Source organism: Pantoea anthophila, assembly GCF_026104315.1.
In the GTDB taxonomy this organism is placed as follows: Bacteria; Pseudomonadota; Gammaproteobacteria; order Enterobacterales; family Enterobacteriaceae; genus Pantoea; species Pantoea anthophila.
Genome location: NZ_CP110474.1, coordinates 68,192 through 87,764, shown reverse-complemented (window position 1 = coordinate 87,764; position 19,573 = coordinate 68,192). Strand labels below are relative to the sequence as shown.

Annotated in this window: 15 protein-coding genes; 8 read left to right on the top strand and 7 right to left on the bottom strand. The window is 59.1% G+C overall.

The window, feature by feature from the left end:
- Positions 1 to 267: 267 nt before the first annotated feature.
- From OJ965_RS20990 to OJ965_RS20980, 3 genes are all read left to right on the top strand, one after another.
- A complete protein-coding gene (locus OJ965_RS20990) occupies positions 268 to 1,701 on the top strand; it encodes a methyl-accepting chemotaxis protein (RefSeq protein WP_154929261.1) in 1,434 nt (477 codons plus the stop codon).
- A 348-nt stretch (positions 1,702 to 2,049) separates the two neighbouring features.
- Positions 2,050 to 2,289 carry a hypothetical protein gene (locus OJ965_RS20985; protein ID WP_009093224.1) on the top strand — a complete coding sequence of 80 codons (240 nt, stop codon included), beginning with the start codon at positions 2,050 to 2,052 and terminating at the stop codon, positions 2,287 to 2,289.
- Between the two features lie 278 nt (positions 2,290 to 2,567).
- Positions 2,568 to 4,703: a sensor domain-containing phosphodiesterase gene (locus tag OJ965_RS20980; RefSeq protein WP_154929270.1), complete on the top strand. Its 2,136-nt coding sequence runs from the start codon at positions 2,568 to 2,570 to the stop codon at positions 4,701 to 4,703.
- A gap of 48 nt (positions 4,704 to 4,751) precedes the next feature.
- Here the strand turns inward: OJ965_RS20980 and OJ965_RS20975 are convergent, their stop codons facing one another.
- Positions 4,752 to 5,288: a GNAT family N-acetyltransferase gene (locus tag OJ965_RS20975; RefSeq protein ID WP_154929262.1), complete on the bottom strand. Its 537-nt coding sequence runs from the start codon at positions 5,286 to 5,288 to the stop codon at positions 4,752 to 4,754.
- 246 nt (positions 5,289 to 5,534) lie between these two features.
- Between OJ965_RS20975 and OJ965_RS20970 the strand changes: the two genes are divergently transcribed.
- The 3 genes from OJ965_RS20970 (at position 5,535) to OJ965_RS20960 (ending at position 10,651) form a co-directional block, all read left to right on the top strand.
- Positions 5,535 to 6,104: a pyridoxamine 5'-phosphate oxidase family protein gene (locus tag OJ965_RS20970; RefSeq protein WP_154929263.1), complete on the top strand. Its 570-nt coding sequence runs from the start codon at positions 5,535 to 5,537 to the stop codon at positions 6,102 to 6,104.
- A 362-nt stretch (positions 6,105 to 6,466) separates the two neighbouring features.
- Positions 6,467 to 7,843, top strand: coding sequence for a DUF2382 domain-containing protein (locus OJ965_RS20965; RefSeq protein WP_237712334.1), 1,377 nt, complete (start codon positions 6,467 to 6,469; stop codon positions 7,841 to 7,843).
- A gap of 270 nt (positions 7,844 to 8,113) precedes the next feature.
- Positions 8,114 to 10,651, top strand: a complete 2,538-nt coding sequence (locus tag OJ965_RS20960; protein WP_154929264.1) for an excinuclease ABC subunit UvrA — start codon at positions 8,114 to 8,116, stop codon at positions 10,649 to 10,651.
- On the opposite strand, the gene OJ965_RS20955 is transcribed toward OJ965_RS20960, so the two are convergent.
- The 6 genes from OJ965_RS20955 to budA form a co-directional block, all read right to left on the bottom strand.
- Positions 10,648 to 11,508 carry an MBL fold metallo-hydrolase gene (locus tag OJ965_RS20955; protein ID WP_009093218.1) on the bottom strand — a complete coding sequence of 287 codons (861 nt, stop codon included), beginning with the start codon at positions 11,506 to 11,508 and terminating at the stop codon, positions 10,648 to 10,650. The genes OJ965_RS20960 and OJ965_RS20955 overlap by 4 nt on opposite strands.
- 165 nt (positions 11,509 to 11,673) lie before the next feature.
- The gene (locus OJ965_RS20950) at positions 11,674 to 12,987 is read right to left on the bottom strand and encodes a CitMHS family transporter (protein WP_009093217.1); all 1,314 of its coding nucleotides are present in this window, start codon (positions 12,985 to 12,987) and stop codon (positions 11,674 to 11,676) included.
- Between the two features lie 331 nt (positions 12,988 to 13,318).
- The gene (locus OJ965_RS20945) at positions 13,319 to 14,770 is read right to left on the bottom strand and encodes a flagellin N-terminal helical domain-containing protein (RefSeq protein WP_140029860.1); all 1,452 of its coding nucleotides are present in this window, start codon (positions 14,768 to 14,770) and stop codon (positions 13,319 to 13,321) included.
- Positions 14,771 to 14,973: 203 nt separating this feature from the next.
- A complete protein-coding gene (locus OJ965_RS20940; RefSeq protein WP_154929185.1) occupies positions 14,974 to 15,747 on the bottom strand; it encodes a (S)-acetoin forming diacetyl reductase in 774 nt (257 codons plus the stop codon).
- Positions 15,748 to 15,770: 23 nt separating this feature from the next.
- Complete coding sequence (alsS, locus tag OJ965_RS20935; RefSeq protein WP_154929186.1) at positions 15,771 to 17,450, bottom strand: acetolactate synthase AlsS; 1,680 nt, start codon at positions 17,448 to 17,450, stop codon at positions 15,771 to 15,773.
- Between the two features lie 14 nt (positions 17,451 to 17,464).
- Entirely contained in the window at positions 17,465 to 18,247 is a 783-nt protein-coding gene (budA, locus tag OJ965_RS20930; RefSeq protein ID WP_009093211.1) for an acetolactate decarboxylase, read from the bottom strand.
- 104 nt (positions 18,248 to 18,351) lie between these two features.
- On the opposite strand from budA, the gene OJ965_RS20925 reads away from it, so the two are divergent.
- Entirely contained in the window at positions 18,352 to 19,254 is a 903-nt protein-coding gene (locus tag OJ965_RS20925) for a LysR family transcriptional regulator (protein ID WP_058957545.1), read from the top strand.
- A 71-nt stretch (positions 19,255 to 19,325) separates the two neighbouring features.
- Positions 19,326 to 19,571: a hypothetical protein gene (locus tag OJ965_RS20920; RefSeq protein WP_033736884.1), complete on the top strand. Its 246-nt coding sequence runs from the start codon at positions 19,326 to 19,328 to the stop codon at positions 19,569 to 19,571.
- Positions 19,572 to 19,573 lie beyond the last annotated feature (2 nt).

The window sequence follows — 19,573 nt, the reverse complement described above, 5'->3', positions numbered from 1 at the left end:
TTCCGTAAAAATAAAGTGTCCTGACAAATTTATTACGTAACGGAATGCAGAGAGCAGCAAACGGTTACCGGATCGGCTTTCTTCAATAAAATATTTTCAGAACGGCGATTCTTTTATTTTGTCGTCAAAAAATTTGTATTTCTGAAATATCCTGCCAGGATAGAAAGAACAAAAATAGCGCACTATATAATAACGCGCTAAAGCAGATGACAGAACTTATTATTGCCCGACTTTTACACACACCAATAACAACATCAGGGAAACCTTATGAACTCACTCCGGCATTTCACCATCCGGCGCGTCGTGCTGTGGATGATGATCATTTCACTGGGCGTGGTTGCACTGGCAGGCGGCTACAGTAGCCATGTGCTGCGCGACATCTATCGTCAAACCGATCGCACCGCCGTTCTCACTCAGCAGCTCAGCTTTCTGACGCAAAGCGCTATTGCCATGCAGAGCGGAAGCGCCGCCGACAAAAGTGCGGTGATGGCTGCCATGCCGGAAGGCGCTGACTGGGAGCGTCTGCGTACGGCACTCACCACCACACCTGCAGACTATGCCTCTGCGGCACGGGCGCAACTGAACAGCATCACGCAGCAGCTGGCGCAGCATCAGGCGCCGCTCAGGGCTGACCGGCATCAGCTGCAGGGTGTACTGCTGGCGGCGCTGCTGGCGGCGTTCGCGTTACTGCTGTTCTGCGATCGCTATCTGGTCGTGCATCTGGTGCGTCCGGTGGCAAAAATTCGTGGTCACCTGAAAATCATTGCGGATGGCGATCTGACGCAGGAGCCGGAAGATCTGGGCCGTAACTGTGTCGGACAGCTGGTTCCTCTGGTGAAAGAGATGCAGCACAGCCTGTTGCATATGGTCAGCGCTATCCGCGATAACGCCGCCATTCTTCATCGTGAAGCCGCGGATATTGCTGCAGGCAACGCAGACCTCTCCGATCGGACCTCCACCCAGGCTGCAGCCCTGGAGCAGACCGCCGCCAGCATGGAAGAGATTACCGTCACCGTGCGCCACAACGCGCAGAACGCCCGTGAAGCGCGGGAGCTGGCCGTCAGTACAACCGATACCACGCAGCAGGGCGCGAAGCTGGTTCAGACGGTGACTGCGGCCATTACCAGCATCGCGGAAGGGTCAGAAAAAATTCGTCAGTTTACCGCTACCATTAACGGCATCGCGTTTCAGACCAATATTCTGGCGCTGAATGCGGCCGTAGAGGCAGCGCGTGCCGGTGAGCAGGGCCGCGGCTTTGCCGTCGTGGCCAGCGAAGTGCGCTCGCTGGCGCAGCGCAGTGCGGCGGCGTCCAAAGAGATTGAAGAGCTGATTTCAGATACCGTGGCGCGGGTTGACGATGGCCGCCGTGCAGCGGAGAGCGCCGGCACCACGATGGAAGCCGTCCTGCGCGGCGTTGGCGGCGTGAATGAGCTTATCGGGCAGATTGCGCTGGCGTCAGATGAACAGAGTAAAGGCATCGCTCAGGTCACCGTCGCCGTTGCTGAGCTCGACCGCGTGACGCAGCAGAATGCGACGCTGGTGCAGCAGGTGTCAGCCACCGCGGGCAGTCTCAGCGGTCAGACGCAAACGCTGGGCAGCGTCATCACCCGCTTTACCCTCCCGCATCAGGCGGTTGCCGTGGCGAACAGACGCGAAGCCACGGAACAGCCTGGCGGATGGGCTGCCTTTAGTCAGGCCTGACATCAGTCGCCCGACGAGGAATGGGCCTGTATGAAAAACGCGTGCACGTTCGCGAATGATTATTAAATCGCGCTCTGACACCTTATTTTTTAAGGGCAGAGCGTGCGGCAATAATCGCAGGATGAGTCTGCAACTCATCCTATCGGTTATTCTTTTATCGATGTGCTTATTATTCAGGCATCGTCAGAAAGATAATTTGCCTTATTTAATCATCGCACGCTGCATTCACTGATTTCACAGGACGGCCTGCTGTGCCGGGCGATTAAAACATAACCAGAATTTATGCTTTGGTCAGGCGTGTGATGGCGTCCTGCCCTCTATACGGCCACCCTAAGCCGGGAGTTTCATATGGGAAATCAGATTTTACAGCGGCCTGTCGCCGTGCAGTGCAACGTACGTGAACTCCGCCTTGCCGCCGGGTTTTCTCAGGAGATCGCCGCAGAGCGTTTCGACCTCAGCCAGCGTGTCTGGCAGACCAAAGAGGCGTCGAAAAATCCTGCGCGGCTCAGTCAGGGGGAATATGAATTGCTGATGCTGCTGGCCGGGGAGCATCCGCACTTTGAGCTGGTCGCAAAACAGAAAAAATAGGGTTTTCAGCCGCTGTTTTCTCTGAAGTTAGAATATGGCAGGCCGATAAACAGATTAAGCGAAGCGCAGCCATCGGCTGCGCCAGATTTTACCGACGGGCCTTTCTTACGGCAGCGGGTCAGCAGCATATACTGCCTGGCCTGTCTGATTGAACGTGTCCTCTTTATGCTGTGTCATGCCGTCCACAGTACCGATCCGCAGAGGAAGTTATCCTGAAACGTCCCGTTTATCATGATGCCGAGGCGGCGCGCCTCGATGCACTCAGGCAGTACGAGATGATGGATTCACCGCCAAACGATGCGCTGGATCGTCTGACTACGCTTGCCGCCCGACTGTTTAAGGTGCCCGTCGCGTTTGTTTCCCTCATTGACGAAAAGCGGCAGTTCTTTGCTTCCCGTTACGGACTGAACATTACGGGTACGTCACGCAACGTCGCGTTCTGCCATCACACCTTAACGCAGGGACGGATACTCTGTGTCCCGGATACCCTGCAGGATCCGCGCTTCTGCGACAGCCCGCTGGTGCATGGCTATCCCTACATCCGCTTTTATGCCGGTATTCCGCTCTCCACGCCGGATGGTCATCACATCGGCACGGTCTGCCTGACCGATACCCGTCCCCGCGCGCCGCTGACCCCAGAAGATCGGCAGCATCTCAGCGATATTGCCGCGCTGGTGATGGATCGCATGGAGATGCACCGGCTTAAATTACTGCGCTATACCAGTCAGCAGCGGCTGGAGGCGATCTCCTCTACCTCGCCTGACGCCATTATCTGCACGGATCTGCAGCGCGGCATCACTTTCTGGAACCCTGCCGCCACCGCACTGTTCGGCTACAGCGCAGAGGAGATGCGCGGTCAGTTCGTCAGTGAGCTGATCCCGGCGCGCTGCCAGACCGACTACCGTAATGAGCTGGCCCGGATTACCTCCGATGAATCGGCGATCTCGCGTCCGCGCTCTCTGCAGATCTGGGGACTGACGCGTAACGGACGCGAATTTCCGGCTGAGGTCTCTTTCTCCGGCTGGCGTGAAGGGGGAGAGCGGCTGGTGGGCATGATTATCCGCGACGTCACGGCCCGTTATGAAAGTGAGGCACGGCTTTGTGAGCTGGCCTCTCTCGATATGCTGACGCGCCTCGCCAGCCGCAGCGCGTTTATGGATCAGGTCGCTCAGCTCACTAAAGCGGAGATCCCCTATACGTTACTGATGACCGATCTCGATGGCTTTAAGGAAGTAAACGATACCCTAGGCCACGCGGCCGGGGATGCGCTGCTGTGTCACGTTGCCGAACAGATTCGTGCCGTGTGCACCGGTGCGGTGACGGCGGCGCGCCTGGGCGGTGATGAATTTGTCATCCTGCTGACGGGGGGCTGCGCGGAAGCGGCGCTGACGGCAGAGAAGCTGATTGCCGCCGTTCAGACGCCGTTCAGCTATCACGACTCACCGGTTGTGGTCGGCGCCAGCACCGGTATCGCCTCCTACCCGGAGCACGGCCGGGATCCCTCTGCAGTCATGTCCGCCGCCGACCTGGCGCTCTATCGTGCCAAAGCGTCGGGCAAAGGCTGCAGCATCCTGTTCAGGCCCGCCTTTCGTGAAGCGGAGCAGCAGCGCCGTCGTTTTGAACGTGAACTGGAGTCCGCGGTGCGGCAGCAGCAGTTCACGCTCTACTATCAGCCCCGCTACGACGTCGAAAGCGGCAAACTCACCGGCTGTGAGACGCTGGTGCGCTGGCAGCATCCGACGCGCGGCCTGCTGTTGCCGGCTGATTTCATCGCCATGCTGGTGAAGAGCCCGCTTTCCGTCACGCTGGGGGAGTGGATTATCCGGACGGCGCTGGATCAGGTCCGGCAGTGGCAGGTGCGCTCGCCTCATCTTCGCGTCAGCATCAATCTGTTTCCGCGCCAGCTGGTGGGCAACAGCCTGGAGAAGGTGCTCCGGGAGAGTGCCGGTGGCGATGCCGGTTTTGTCGAGCTGGAAGTGGATGAGCCCCTGCTGACGGTGCTGGTGCAGGATATGCCGGTGCAGGTTGAAGCTATCCGCCAGACCGGTGCTTCATTCATTATCGACCATTTCGGACGGACGCTGGGCGCGATCAACCTGCTGCGCTACAGCTTTGTGTCGGGCTTTAAAATCGATAAGTCCCTGACGCGCGAGCTGGGCTCGAGTATGCGGGTGCGTATGATGTTCCGGGCTATCGCCGGGCTGGGTAAAAGTCTGGGTATCCGGGTCGCTGCCGAAGGGGTCGAGGAAAAAGAGCAGATCGCGTTTGTGACGGCGGCAGGGTGCGACATTATGCAGGGGAACGGGCTGTGCCAGCCGCTGAGTCCGGCCGATTTTGAAGCGATGCTTTGTGCAGAAACGCCGTCTCTGCCTGCCGCGGCCATCGCGGCCGGTTCAGGGGCCGCTCTGCGCTGATCGCGCGTCTCTGAGGCGGGGGAGAGTCATCTACGGCCTCTCCCGGCCTCAGGGCCGGTACTCCTGTTTCAGCAGGCCGAAGATCCAGTCATCCTGCCACGCGCCGTCCAGAAAGAAATTCTGCCGCAGTGTTCCCTCCTGAACGAAACCCGCCGAGAGCAGGGTGCGGCGTGAGGCTGCATTACCCGCCGTCACCGTGGCGACCAGACGGCGGTAATCCAGCTGCTCAAAGCAGAGCCTGATGGTGGCATGCAGTGACTCACGGCCGTAGCCTTTTCCCTGCGCATGCGCGGCAACAATAAAACCGAACTCAGCAATGCCGTCTCCGCGATCGATAAACCCGCAGAAACCTGCGGGCAGCCCGCTGGCTTTTTCCTCCATCACCAGACAGAGCCAGTGCTGGCAGCCTTTTTCCCATTCAGGCAGGCGAACATCAAAAGAGCGGGTTTTTATCTCTTCGGCGCTGCGCGGGTCACAGATATATTTCATCACCGATCTGTCCTGACTGACTGCCAGATAGAAGGGCCAGTCCTCAGGGTTGAGCAGCCGGTAGGTCAGACGTGGCGAACGCATTTCAGACAACATAGCCGCCTCCATGGCGTAACGCTTTTCGCGATCTCAGGGATAGCGCAAAAATAACACAGAGACGCAGAAACAGAACATGCGGCACGCATTTTCCCCCTTCCTGACCCGTTCAGTGACGGCCGGGTCGGCGAAAGGAGCCCGATCCCGCGGTTTACCTCCCGCGATGGCAGGCCATCTGGTCACTTCGTTGCTACGCTTGAGCAGAGCCGTCTGGCTTAACCCCTGACCCTGACGAGAGAAACCCCGATGGATTTGACACAGTTTGAAGCAACCGCCTGGGCAGCGCTGGAGGCGGCCGCCGCCGATCCACAGGACGCATTTCGTTATCTGGCACTCTGTACCGTTGACGCTGAGCAGCGCCCCCAGGCGCGCACGCTGGTCCTGCGCCAGAGTCGCAGTCACCGTCGGATGCTGACTTTTCACACTGATGTCCGCAGCCCGAAGTGGCAGGAGATGGCGGCCAATCCGGCGGTCACCGTACTCGGATATTGTCTGCAGCGCCGCCTGCAGCTTCGACTGGCGGGCCGGGTCAGCTGTTATGCGGCGGGGAGTGATATCGCCCGGCAGGCCTGGCAGGCATTACCTCAGTACACCCGGCAGACCTATCAGGGCGGGCCGCCGGGCGAGATACCGATACCGGCGAATAAGTTGCCCGCTGTGCACGCCGCAGAGTCTGGCGAGCCGCACTTCGGCGTGGTGATCCTGCAGGTGACCACACTGGAGGGCTACCAGTTACAGCGTAACGACAATCAGCGCGCCCTGTTTCGCTATGCGCCCGACGGCGAACTGAAGGCGTGTCAGTGGCTCAATCCCTGAACGCAGACGTCTCTGTTTCGCGGGCCAGCCTGAAAAAGGACTGGCCCTTTTTTTGAGCAGGCTAAACAGCAATCTGACTGTCTGACACAGTAAGAGCCTTTTTTTATCTGCCGCCTCGGTTATGCGATTTTAGCGCCACGTTATCCTCATATGGCTGCGTTTATCTGCATTTTCCTTTCTTTTGCCCATCTTTGTGCCAGGCTTTAACTAACCGAAAAGCAGTGACTTATGCTCAAGGCCAGGGGAAGTACAAATGATCGCTCTGTATGACAGGCAGGTTAACCATGAACAATCAGCCTCCTGAAAAATCAGGGTCAGCGGATAACGAGCAGGTGATAAGCCTTGCTGAAGAAACGGCAGAGGTGTCAACACAGCGGATCAGTGACGGCGTTGTCAGGGTAACCCGGCAGGTCACTGAGCATCAGCAGACGATGGCGCTGATGCTCCGGCAGCAGACGGCGGCGATAGAGCGCATTCCCAAATCGGAAAGGCTGGCGGCGATGCCGACGATCCGGGAGGAAAATGGCGTTCTGATCATCCCGATTGTGGAAGAGGAAGTCGAGATCGTTCGTCATCTGGTGCTGAAAGAGGAGTGGCACATCCGCACGGTCGTCAGCGAGGCGGCGACAGAACAGGTCGTGACCCTGCGCAGACAGCACGCTCACCTGACCCGATCCCCTCATCCAGAGTCATCCGAATCCATCAGCGAGGAACACAATATGGCGCGTGAAACAATCGTAACAATGTTCAGCAATATCTCACTGGCAGAGGGGGCAAAACGTAACCTGATCAAAGCAGGCTTCCTGGATGATGATATCGATATCATCTCCGGCGAACGACTGCGGACAGAAGGCCATGAGGCCCGCCATCCTGGCTTCTGGCAACGCCTGTTCGGCAACACGCTGGAGGAAGATCAGGCTGAAGTGTATGAAGATGCGATGCGTACCGGCGGGGTGGTGCTGTCGCTGCGCGCTGATGAAGATGAGCTGCCGCGCGCGCTGGGCATTCTTGATGCCCATGAAGAGCTGACGGAGCGTACCGCCGCCGTTCCCGGTGACGCTACGGTTAACAGTAGCCTGACGCCGCCAGCCAGCGGAACGTTACCGGGTAACGAGACGGTCAATCCGCTGAACAGTGAGCGCGGCACTACCCGCACCGCGCTGACCGGTGATGAGAGTGATGAGGATGTGCTGCGTCTGGCTGAAGAGCGACTGGAAGTGGGTAAGCGACTGGTCAGCGAAGGCTCGACCCGCGTCCGTCGCTATACGGTCACCGATCGGGTGTCTGAAAATGTCTCGCTGCATGAGCAGCACGCCGAAATCTTCCGCCGCCCGGTGAACGAAGCGGGTTCGCCCGATAATGTCGACTGGTCAGAAAAAACGGTGGAAGTGGAGGAGTCGCACGAGCAGCCGGTGGTTAATAAGACCGCGCAAATCATCGAAGAGGTGGTGCTACGTAAAGAGGAGAGCGACCGGGTGGAGACCATCAATGACTCGGTGCGCCGTCAGGAAGTCGACATCGACCATGCCAGGGCCGATCACACCCGCGCCGCACCGGTCAGCGGCCAGGGCACAGCGACCGATCCCCTGCTGGAAGGCACGCGACAGGCCCGCGCAGAGCAGGATCACCGCTCGCTGACGCCAGACCATCCCGATCACAAAGAGGGGCTGATGGACAAGGCCGGGGACAAAATCGCGGAAGCGAAAGAGAAAGTCGAAGACAAGTTTAAAAAACCGTGATGCTGTGAGGGCCGGAAGGGGGGCGTCTCTGCCCCTTTCCCGGCTGACTACAGAAGGCCATGTTCCTCCGGCCCCCCCTCTGAACGTGTGCCCCCTTGCCGATTCAAGGCGTTACTCCACCCCATAAATTGTTAAATCCCGGTTCCCTGACTACCCTTGCTGATGTTTTTCAGAAGCGGGCCAGTGCGTCCGCCAGATTAGCCGCTGCAGTTTTCGGCCATTCATCGCAGGCGATCATCAGTCGGCCGCATTTCACCAGGCAGGGACATCATGACAGAACACCGCTTTACCGAGACATACCGCGCTGAAGAGGGGGAGATCGATCCCTGTATCTCCGTGCAGGGCGCGCGCACCCATAACCTTAAAGAGGTGTCGCTGCGTTTTCCCCGTAACGCTATGGTGGTGTTCACCGGGGTTTCCGGCTCCGGTAAATCGTCCCTCGCCTTTGATACGATCTATGCGGAAGCGCAGCGCCGGTTTATCGAGTCGGTTTCACCTCACGCCCGCCGTCTGATTGATCAGGCCGCGGCGCCGGATGTCGATAACATTGACGGACTTCCGCCTGCGGTGGCCCTGCAGCAGAGCCGGGCGGGCGCGCAGGAGCGATCGACGGTCGGCAGCCTCACCCGAATCGCCGTCACGCTGCGTCTGCTCTATTCCCGTGCGGGCGCCAGACCGGACGGTGTTCCTTTTATGACGGCCGACTATTTTTCACCGAACAACCCAAAGGGTGCCTGTCCCCACTGTCAGGGGCTGGGAAAGGTTCAAACTGTCAGAACTGAGGCGCTGGTGCCCGATAGCTCACTGAGCATCCGGCAGGGGGCTATCGCCGCCTGGCCCAGAGGCTGGCACAACAAGAATCTGCGAAGCATCCTTGACACGCTCGGCTACGATATCGATGCGCCGTGGCACACTCTGTCTGAGCGTGACCGGCAGTGGATACTGCTGACTGAGGAGCAGCCGTCGGTGCCCATCTACGAAGGTCTCAACGCTAAGCAGCGCGAAAAGGCGATAGCGGCAGGCGAGGAACCGGGGTACACCGGCACTTACACCAGCGCCGCAAAAATCGTGTTGCAGAGCTATTCGGGCGGCAGCGAATCGGTCAGAAAACGGCTGGCGCGCTTTGTGACGGTCACGCCCTGTTCTGAGTGCCACGGTAAACGACTCAACCGCGATGCGCTCTCCGTGACGTTTGCCGGGTATGACATCGCCAGTCTGAGCGAGCTGACAGTTTCCGCGCTGGCGGAACGCTTTCGTCCCCATGCCCGTGGCGAATCTCCCGATCTGCCAGAAGAGCCGGCGCTGCGTGAGGCGGTCATCCGGATGGCGGCAGACATCTGTATGCGGCTTGAGCAGCTTGTCGCGCTGGGGCTGGGACATCTCGCGCCGGGGCGTCGCACCACGCTACTCTCCTCCGGCGAGCTGCAGCGCGTCCGTCTGGCAACCCAGATGATTTCACGCCTGTTTGGCGTGCTGTACGTGCTGGATGAGCCGTCCGCCGGGCTGCATCCGGAAGATGTGAAAGCGCTGCTTGCCTCCCTGAAAAGGCTGGTTCGCGCAGGCAACTCGCTGATAGTCGTGGAACATAACACTGACCTCATCGCGGAAGCGGACTGGCTGGTAGAGATCGGACCCGGTCCGGGCGGTTACGGCGGGGCGATCGTGTACAACGGCGTCCCGGCGGGGATCAAAGAGGTTGAATCGCCCACCTCAGGCTATCTCTTCTCCCGACGCTACACCGGACTGCGCCAGCGCCAGTCGCCGGAAGACTGGCTCAGGCTGGAAGCGATCGACTGCAACAATATTGTCGGGATGGATATCGCCCTTCCGCTGGCGAGAATGACGGCCATCACCGGGGTGTCAGGCTCAGGGAAATCGACGCTGCTGAATCGCGTGCTGCCTGAAATGCTCGGTCATGCGGATAAAGAGTCCGACAGCGAGGAGGGGGAGGACGAGGATCTGGTGCCCGATGTGAAGGGACGCGTGGTCAGCGGAAGCGACGCCTTCGGCCGGCTCATCAGAATCGATCAGCGTCCTATCGGACGGACGCCACGCTCCAACCTGGCCACCTATACCGGCTTTTTCGACATCATTCGCCGATTGTTTGCCGATACCCCCGAAGCGAAGGCAAAAGGCTTCGACGCCGGGCGGTTCTCATTCAATCTGCCTGCCGGGCGCTGTCCTGCGTGTGAGGGGCAGGGGCAGATCTCCATTGAGCTGCTGTTCATGCCCAGCGCCACGGCCACCTGCTCCGTCTGTGCGGGCAGCCGCTACAACCCCGGGACGCTGGAGGTAAGGTGGAACAACCTGACGATTGCGGATGTGCTCGATCTCACGGTAGACGAGGCAACGGCGGTCTTTAGCGGCAACGAAGGGATTCAGCGTTCGCTGTCGGCACTGACGGCGCTGGGGCTGGGATACCTCCGGCTGGGGCAGCCCGCCACAGAACTTTCCGGCGGAGAGTGTCAGCGTATCAAGCTCGCCTGGGAACTGCAGCGGGTCCAGCGCACCGCCACGCTCTATCTGCTCGATGAACCTTCGACCGGATTGCATCCGGCGGATATGGATAAGCTGCTGCGGGTGCTGGACGAGCTGGTTAAGCGCGGCCATACGGTCATCATGGCAGAACATAATATGCGAATTGTGGCGGAGTCGGACTGGGTGATCGATCTGGGACCGGGTTCGGGCTATAAGGGGGGCCGGATTGTTTCATCCGGCTCACCGGAGACGGTCAGTCAGTCATCAGAGAGTCTGACCGCTCCGTGGCTGTCAGCCCAGCTGCAAAAGCGAGCGGGCGATCCGGATTAATCGGGCCGGGCACTCTGGCTGAACCGCGGCGCATTAACCTGCAGGGCCTCCAGCTCACGTGCGTCGTGACTGCAGAAAAAGGTGATCTCGCTGCCGCGCTGACAGGAGAGCTCCCGCAGGCGTTGCTGGTTGTGTCGTCTGGCACCGTTATCCATCGCCATCATCCACTGGTAAAAACGCAGTCCAGGCGTGCAGTGGCGCGTCTGCTGGCGCATTTCGCCCCGATAGAACCACGCATCGCCCCCGTGCAGCAGCCAGCCGTCAGGCTGCTGAATGGCGATGCCCGCGTGACCCGGCGTGTGGCCCGCCAGCGGCACCAGCAGAATCTCCGGCGGTAAATCCCGCAGGCGATTTACCGCCTCAAAACCAAACCACGTTTCGCCCTGCGGCTGATAGGTCTCCCAGTGGCTGATCCCACCCCATTGTCCGGGACGGTAACGCTCCCGCGACAGCCAGCTATGACGCTGATGGGCCGTGTCCACCTCCTGCTGTAGCAGATGGATGCGCGCCTGCGGAAAATCGGTCAGTCCGCCCGCATGATCAAAATCGAGGTGGGTCAGAATAATATGCCGTACATCCTCAGCCCGGAAGCCCAGCGCCCTGACCTGTGACAGGGCGGTCAGTTCATCGCGACGCTGAATATTGTTCAGCGCGCGGAAAAAGCCGGACAGGCGGCTGCCCGGCGCGTGGATATCCTGGCGGCCAAAGCCGGTGTCGACCAGCACCAGCCCGTCGCGGTCCGTCTCAATCAGCAGGCAGTGACAGACCAGATGCGCTTTGATGCCTTTGCTGAATCCATCATAAAATGCCCCGCCCAGCGGGCACATGCAGCCACAGTTCAGGTGGTGAATTTTCATCGGGCCTCCCTCGCAATCATCGGCAGAATGGCTGAGGTGCTTCGGCTCGTTTCCGGCACGCAGCAGATCAGCCTGGCTTTAGAGTGTAGAGAGGGTTGTAACAGTAGGCGGAGCGGTGAAGCGGATAACCGGGCAAATTTGCCGGTTATCCGCCAGAAAGCAGAGTTAACGATGGAAGAACGGGAAAGCGCCGGTGAGCAGACCGCCCGCCATCAGCACCAGACTGACCAGAATCCCCCATTTAATCGCAAAGCGCTGATGGTCGCCGATATCGACTTTCGCCAGCCCCACCAGCAGATAGACTGACGGCACCAGCGGACTCAGCAGATGGAAAGGCTGACCGACGATAGAGGCGCGGGCGATCTCCTCTGCGGTAATGCCGTAGCTGGCCGCCGTCTGCGCGATAACCGGCAGGATGCCGAAGTAAAAGGCATCATTCGACATAAAGAAGGTGAACGGCAGACTGACCAGTGCGGTGAAGACGGCCAGATAAGGTCCGAAGCTGTGCGGGATCACCGCCAGCAGGCTCTTCGCCATGGCATCCACCATGCCGGTGCCGGAGAGAATACCGGTGAAGATACCGGCGGCAAAAATCAGCGCGGTCACAGCCAGCACGTTACCGGCATGAGAGCTGATGCGCGCTTTCTGCTCCTCCAGGCTTGGATAGTTGAGCATCACGGCAATCGCAAACGCCAGCATAAACAGGATCTGAATCGGCATTAACCCGACCACCAGCAGCACCAGCAGCACGGTGGTCAGGATGAAGTTGGGCCAGAACATCTTCGGACGGCGGTTGGCGGCGCACTCATCGGCATCGCCCAGTCCCAGCTCAATGTTGTCGAGATGGTGATCTTTCAGCGTCATGACGCCTAAACGCTTGCGCTCACGCAGGCCAAACAGCATAGCCATCGCGACCAGGCTGACGCAGGCCAGCAGCATGGCGGGCAGCATCGGGATAAAGATGTCGAGGGCGTCAATGCGCAGGGCGGCGGCGGCGCGGGCGGTCGGGCCACCCCAGGGCGAGAGGTTCATGATGCCGCTGGCGAGGTTGACCAGACAGGTCATCATCAGCACGTTCATCCCCAGCCGGTGATAGAGGGGCAGGAAAGCCGCGATAGCGATCATGTAGGTGGTGGAGCTGTCACCATCCAGTGAAACCAGCAGCGTCAGCACGGCGGTGCCGACCAGCACTTTAAGCGGATCGCCGCGCACCAGCCGGAGAATAAAACGGACCAGCGGGTCAAACAGGCCGGCGTCGATCATCAGACCAAAATAGAGAATCGAGAAGGTCAGCATGACACCGGTGGGGGCCAGCTTTTTGACGCCATCCAGCATCATTTCGCCCAGTCCCGCATAAAAACCGCCAATCAGCGCAAAAATGGTTGGTATCAGGATCAGCGCAATTAAGGCTGACATGCGTTTGGTCATGATGAGATACATGAAGCAAACAACCATGGAAAAACCCAGTATCGTCAGCAAAATAACAGCCCTCACAATGGCGTAAAAGTAATGAAAAGGTGGCGTTCAGTCAGGAAAATTCAGGAAATTGCTTAGCGTGGTAACGATTAACCTGTTGTTTTAATTAACCCTGAGCGGAAAGATGATATTAAATTGTTATCAGGTTTTAGCATTTCTTTAACAGGGAAGGGTGATCGGGATCATCTTTAAACGAATGTTAAACGAGATTGTGTGACTGAGATCAAACGATACGGGGGCGTAAGAGGGAATTGCGGGCCAGACGGGGGCTGATGCAGCGGCGAAAATCCGTCAAGGGGAAGCGGCTGAGCGCGAGCGCTCAGCCTGATGGGCTTTAATTATTCAGCAACTGGATAATCGTCTCAGGCGTTTTGTTGGCCATTTTGCTGACGGCGGTCTGCCCCTGCTGAATAATCTGGCTGCGTGCCAGCTGGCTCGCTTCTTCCGCGTAGTCAGCATCCTGAATACGGCTGCGGGCGGTGGCGGTATCCACACCCTGCTGCGACAGCACATTCCGGTTCGACTCGTAGCGGTTAATCTTCGCGCCATAGAGCGACTGATAACTGCTGATCTTCTCCAGGGCTGAATCCAGCGCCTTCATGGTGACGGAGATGTCACCGCTGGTCAGCAGCGTGGTGTTATTCAGCTTCAGCGTTTTGGTGTCCGAGGGCGTGGCCGGAATCGAGTCCGACTGCACCGGCTGACCATAATCCGCACTGGTAATCACCTCCATCGGCTGACTCTTATGCGGCGGTATGGCGGGCATCCCTTTCGGCTCAGGCAGGATCCCCCAGGTCAGATTGCTGGTGAAAGAACCGTTGCCGACCACCACTACAATCAGATCTTCGCTGACGGTATCCAGCGTGATGCGCTCCAGCCGGTTGCCGGTAATGGTGCCGTTGTTGAAATCGCCGCTGGTGGCATCTTCATAGCGATCGCCGTCACCGCTGTAGGTGATGTTCATGCCGTTGTAGCTGCCACTGTTACTGCCCGCCAGCGCCCAGCTCGATCCCCCTTCCAGCAGGGAGGAGCTGTCATAGGCCGCGTTGCTGTCAAAGCCGTTACTGCTGGTCAGCAGGCGCGATTTTGCGGTCGCCGCATCGGTTATCCCCTTGCTGGTCCAGGTGTAGTCGGGCGCGCTGCCTTCCAGCGGCGTGCCGACCAGATGCTTACCGTCGCGGGTAAACAGCTGAAGGTCATCATCCTGACCCAGCGAGTCGATGGTGATGGTAATCGACGTCGCGCCTGCCGGAATATAGGCCAGCGGGATCACCCCGGAGCTGAAGGAGTAATTCCTGCCCGAAACCGGAAATTTGGTGTTGATGGGATCAACGTTGCCCAGCTTCGCGGGCGGAAGATCGGGTTTATCGGTCGCCAGTGGGTAACGGCCAAAAATCTCGGTGTGATCGGCCACTTCATCAATCCCGGCCAGAATCTGCTGATACTGGGCGTTAACGCTCTGCCGATCTGCATCAGAGAGCGTGCCGTTCGCCGCCTGCACGGAGAGCGTGCGGGCCTGAATCAGCAGATTGGCGATGGTGCCCAGGCCGCCGCCTGCCGTCTGGGAGTAGCTGATCGCGTCATTAAGGCCGCGCGCAACAACCGCATCGGCATTCACATTGGCCGTCATGCGGTTGGCGATGGCCTGACCCGCCGCGTCATCTTTAGCACTGTTAATCCGCATCCCTGATGAAAGTCGTTCAACCGTTCGTCCCAGAACAGAGTCAGTGCCGTACCGCGTTTTGTTCGCTATCGCGGCGGTTTCGTTATGGTTGATTGTTAACATGGTCGCTTCGAACAGGGAGAGGAGTCTCTGATTTATCGGCAGGGTGATAAGCAGCTTTAACCTCTGCAGTGACAAAAAACCAGCAGGGGCGCGGCCAGGCGGGCAACCTGCTGATGGTTAACCGCTTTTCAGATAAAAAAAATTTAAGGGTGAAGCCGGGCAGGAAAAACAGCTGCTGCGCGCTGGCGCAGCAGGCAGGGGGATCAGTTAAAGACCATGCCGCCGTCGATCAGCAGGGACTGGCCGGTCATGTAGTCGGAGTCAGTGCTGGCGAGATAGGCCACACAGGCCGCCACATCTTCCGGCTCAGAGAGACGTCCCAGCGTAATGCGTCTGGCGAACGCTTCCGTGCCGTAACCGGCCGGTTTTCCGGCCGCTTCCGAGATCTGCCGATCGATCGCTTCCCACATTGGCGTCCTGACGATGCCGGGACAGAAGGCGTTGACCGTGATGCCGGCCGCGGCCAGGTCGCGCGCGGCGGTTTGTGTCAGGCCCCGCACGGCAAATTTACTGGAGCTGTAGACGGCCAGCTCCGGGTTGCCGACGTGTCCGGCCTGAGAGCAGGCGTTGATAATTTTGCCGCCGTGCCCTTCAGCCGCAAAGGCCTTTATCGCCGCCTGCATACCCCAGATCACGCCTTTGACGTTGACGTTGTAAACCTTGTCGACCACCTCTTCGGTAATCTCCGCAATCGGCGTCGAGGGGGCAATACCGGCGTTGTTGACGATGACGTCGAAGCCCCCCAGCGCACGACGCGCCTCCTCAACTGCCGCCATCACCTGATCGCGCTGCGACACATCCACTTTCAGCGCGATCGCTTTACCGCCCTGCTGAGTAATCTTCTCCGCCACCTGACGGGCGGTGTCCTGATTAAAGTCCGCCACCGCGACCGCCAGTCCATCTTTCGCCAGACGCAGGGCAATCGCTTCACCAATGCCCTGGCCTGCGCCGGTTACAAATGCCACTCTGTTTTTCATCGTGATTTCCTTTTTGCATGAAATTAAAGAAGCTGGCTCAGATGCAGCTGGCCCATCAGCAGCGGGTTATCGGCGTAATCCACCGGGACAGCCACCACCGCAGGTCCCTGAACATCCATCGCTTTACGCAGCGTCGGCTCCAGTTCTGCCGCGCTGGTCACCGCAAAGCCTGCTGCGCCAAACGCTTCGGCATAGGCTTTAAAATCGACCGGGCCAAAGTTAACGCCCGAGACGCGGTGATATTTTTTCTCTTCCTGCATCGCCACCATGTTGTAGGCGTTGTCGACCCAGACGATGTGCAGAATGTTGGCTTTCAGCCGGACGGCGGTCTCCAGCTCCATGCTGGACTGCAGGAAGCCACCATCGCCCGAGACCGAAACGACTTTGCGCTGCGGGTCGACCAGCCAGGCCCCGATTGCCCACGGCAGGGCGACGCCCATGGTCTGCTGACCGTTGGAGATCATGATCTGGCGGGCGCGGAAGCTGTAGAGATAGCGGGCGATCCAGATGTGGAAGCTGCCCATGTCCACCGTAAGGCTGACGTCGCTGTTAATGATGTCCTGCATGGCACGCACGATGCGCAGCGGATGCAGGGCAAACTGATTGAGGCTGGCTCCCTGCATCGCCAGCAGTTTCCGCTGCTGCTGACGGTCATCGAGGATGGTGGCGGCTTCCGGCGTCAGCTGCAGCGGCGCGGTGATGCGCGCCGCCAGCTTACGCAGCGTGGCGGCGATATCGCCCACCAGCTCGGCGTCCGGCAGGTAGCGGTTGTCGGTCTCTGCGGGGATCACGTCGATGTGGATCAGGGTAGCGTTGCCGCTGTTCCACATGGCCGGTTCATACTCCACAGGGCTGTAACCGATGGTGATGATCAGATCAGCCTGTTGCAGCAGCCGATCGCCCGCCTGGTTGTTAAATAATCCGACGCGTCCGGCAAAGCGTGAAAAGTGCTCCTGGCGGATGGCACCGGCGGCCTGATAGGTACTGGTGACCGGGATGTGACTGCGGCTCAGCAGATCGTGGATCGCCTCGCTGTTCTCGTGCTGGCTCGCCATCAGTCCCAGCAGGATGACCGGATTTTTAGCCCCGGCGATAGCCTGGCTCACGGCATCGATCATCGCGTCCGGTGCTGCGCCCAGGACGGGACGCGCTTTGCTGCTCAGTGCTTTGCCGGTAACAGGCTGGTCGACAATATCCTGCGGCAGACTGACAAACGCGCCGCCGCCCCGGCCATGTTCGGCGTGACGAAACGCATTCGACAGGCACTCGGAGAGCGCGGAGGGATCGGTGACCTCAACTGCATATTTGGTGATCGGGCGAAACATCGAGACGGTATCCATGCTCTGGTGCACCTGTTTGGCGCTGTCGGAGCGTTTTACCTGGCCGCCGAGGGCGACCACCGGGTCCCCTTCGCTGGTGGCGGTAGCCATGCCGGTGATCAGGTTAGAACAGCCCGGTCCGGAGGTGACCAGCGCCACTCCCGCATTGCCGGTAAGGCGGCCTACGGCTGCTGCCATGAACGCCGCGTTCGCCTCGTGGCGAACCGGAATCGTCTGGATGGAGGAGTCCAGCAGGGAGTCAAAAACCTTATCAATCTTGGCGCCGGGAATACCAAAGACGTGGCGGACGCCCTGCGCCTCAAGCTGCGCGACCACCAGGTCAGCGCCACAGGTCCAGAGCGTGGTATCGGTTGGAGTTTTCATCGTCATTCCTCTGATTAGCTTTCGACCGCACGGATGGCAGCGTCAAGATTGGCGGGGTTCAGGTCGGCATTGAGAAAGTCACTGTCCTGCGGCAAGTCCACGACCAGTTTGCTGATGGCACCGAAGGTCAGGGTTCCCTGTTCCAGCGCATAATCCAGAATGTGTCCACCGCCTTCGCGATCGTCGGTAATAAAATGTTCGTGATAGCCCGCGACGTTAATCCCCTGCATGTACTGGGGTGTGCGGAAGCCGATCAGTTCCCCCGCACGCTGGCGGAACGCAAAGGTCGGCTGATCGCCCAGCACTTCCGGCATGGAGCGATAGGGGCGACACTGGCACGGCACGGTGCGGGTCTCGACCCGGCTGAAACGGCCACTGATCCGCAGCGCGCAGAACTGGTTGTCGGAGGTGATTTCGCTGTCGATCACCTGATGGATGGCCTCACGCGACATCGGCCGGTCAAACTCAAACAGATATTGCGGTTTGAAAAAGGTCATGACAGCAAACGGGGTTTTCTGCGCCGGATCGGCCGGATGGGCGCTGCCATCGGCGTGCAGCTGGTAAACCTGACTGTCAAAGGCGATCAGCTCGCCATCCAGCCGGTTAAAGGTGCCCAGGCCAAAATCGCCTTTGCGCAGAAGATCGGCAATCCGCGTGTTCCCGTCGTAAACGCCGCTCAGTAGCGCACTCATTAAAGAGGTCTGATAGATAACACTTTCTGGTGCATCCTGGGAAAGCGTTAAGACAGTTCGTTTTAGCTGATCCTCACAGGAACAATCAGTTACACAATTGCTCATTTGATGCCTCGTAAGTTAACCGTTAAGCCGTGTTAACCTAAGGGTGAACCGATTCAGTCGTAAGATCCAATAGCGAAACCTGTTAACTTTGAGACGTTTTTGATATGGAACTGCGCCACCTGCGTTATTTTGTTGCCGTTGCCGAGACGCTTCACTTCACCCGCGCCGCCGAAATGCTGGGGATATCGCAGCCGCCGCTGAGTCAGCAGATATTGCGGCTGGAGCAGGAGATTGGCACACCCCTGCTGAAGCGGCTGACGCGCGGGGTGGAACTCACCGAGGCCGGCGAGGCTTTTCTGGCGGATGCCGTGCAGATTGTGCAACTTGCCGACCAGGCGCTGGAGAATGCGCGCGGGATCGCCCGTGGGATCAGCGGCCAGCTGTCACTGGGATTTGCCAGCTCGGTTGCCTTTAATCCTCATATCTTTACCCTGATCCGCCGCTTTACCGGGCGTTATCCGGCGATGGAGTTGCTGACGCGCGAAGAGAACATGTCCCTGCTGATGCAGGATTTGCAGGAGGGATTGCTGGACGCCGCCTTTATCCGGCTGCCGTGCGAAAGCAGCAAGGCGTTTAATCTGCGCGTCATCTCCACCGAAAAGATGCTGATTGCGCTGCCGCGCTGCCACCCTCTCAGCGGCACACCCGTTCTGCCCTTATCGGCCCTGGCCAGTGAAACCCTGGTGATTTTCCCGCGCGATGTTTCGCCCAGCCTGTATGAGCTGATTGTCACCGCCTGTCTGCGGGCGGGGTTTTCGCGCCACACCTTCCAGCAGGCGCCGCAGATCACCACGTCACTCGGTATGGTGGCGGCAGGGTGCGGGATTGCGCTGGTGCCGGAGTCGATGCGCTGCGTTGATAACCCGGACGTCAGCTTCAGCGATATCGAAAACAACACGCTGTTCACCGACGTGGCGTTTGCCTGGCGGCGGCATCACCCCTCGAAAGCGGTGCTGCACCTGCTGTCGCTGCTGGCGGAACAGTCGGCTTCAGGCGAAGCGGGTTGATAAGCGCCAGCTATTGAACTGAAAACAATAACCAGCTGGCGAGCGGTGGGCGGGATATTAATAATCGGGGCATGACTACATACCGCGTAAGAGTCGGGTTTCACAACCCGTCAGCCCTGACATTCAGGCAACTGGATGAAATTCTGGAGCCGCAGCGATTCTGGAGAACAGATTCGGCGGGTGGCCAGTTCCGCTATTTCATGGAGTATGAGTACCAGTCTGACGTGCGCGACCTCTGTTCGGTCTGTTCGCTGGCCTATACCCAGGCCTGTAAAGTCAGAAAGTGCCCGCTGATTCTGGTGGAGGTGATGAACTGAGC

Coding starts and splice junctions, on each gene's coding strand:
- OJ965_RS20990 (WP_154929261.1), top strand. CDS start 268: ATGAACTCACTCCGGCATTTCACCATCCGGCGCGTCGTGCTGTGGATG.
- OJ965_RS20985 (WP_009093224.1), top strand. CDS start 2,050: ATGGGAAATCAGATTTTACAGCGGCCTGTCGCCGTGCAGTGCAACGTA.
- OJ965_RS20980 (WP_154929270.1), top strand. CDS start 2,568: ATGGATTCACCGCCAAACGATGCGCTGGATCGTCTGACTACGCTTGCC.
- OJ965_RS20975 (WP_154929262.1), bottom strand. CDS start 5,288: ATGTTGTCTGAAATGCGTTCGCCACGTCTGACCTACCGGCTGCTCAAC.
- OJ965_RS20945 (WP_140029860.1), bottom strand. CDS start 14,770: ATGTTAACAATCAACCATAACGAAACCGCCGCGATAGCGAACAAAACG.
- OJ965_RS20970 (WP_154929263.1), top strand. CDS start 5,535: ATGGATTTGACACAGTTTGAAGCAACCGCCTGGGCAGCGCTGGAGGCG.
- budA (WP_009093211.1), bottom strand. CDS start 18,247: ATGAGCAATTGTGTAACTGATTGTTCCTGTGAGGATCAGCTAAAACGA.
- OJ965_RS20925 (WP_058957545.1), top strand. CDS start 18,352: ATGGAACTGCGCCACCTGCGTTATTTTGTTGCCGTTGCCGAGACGCTT.
- OJ965_RS20960 (WP_154929264.1), top strand. CDS start 8,114: ATGACAGAACACCGCTTTACCGAGACATACCGCGCTGAAGAGGGGGAG.
- OJ965_RS20940 (WP_154929185.1), bottom strand. CDS start 15,747: ATGAAAAACAGAGTGGCATTTGTAACCGGCGCAGGCCAGGGCATTGGT.
- OJ965_RS20920 (WP_033736884.1), top strand. CDS start 19,326: ATGACTACATACCGCGTAAGAGTCGGGTTTCACAACCCGTCAGCCCTG.
- OJ965_RS20955 (WP_009093218.1), bottom strand. CDS start 11,508: ATGAAAATTCACCACCTGAACTGTGGCTGCATGTGCCCGCTGGGCGGG.
- alsS (WP_154929186.1), bottom strand. CDS start 17,450: ATGAAAACTCCAACCGATACCACGCTCTGGACCTGTGGCGCTGACCTG.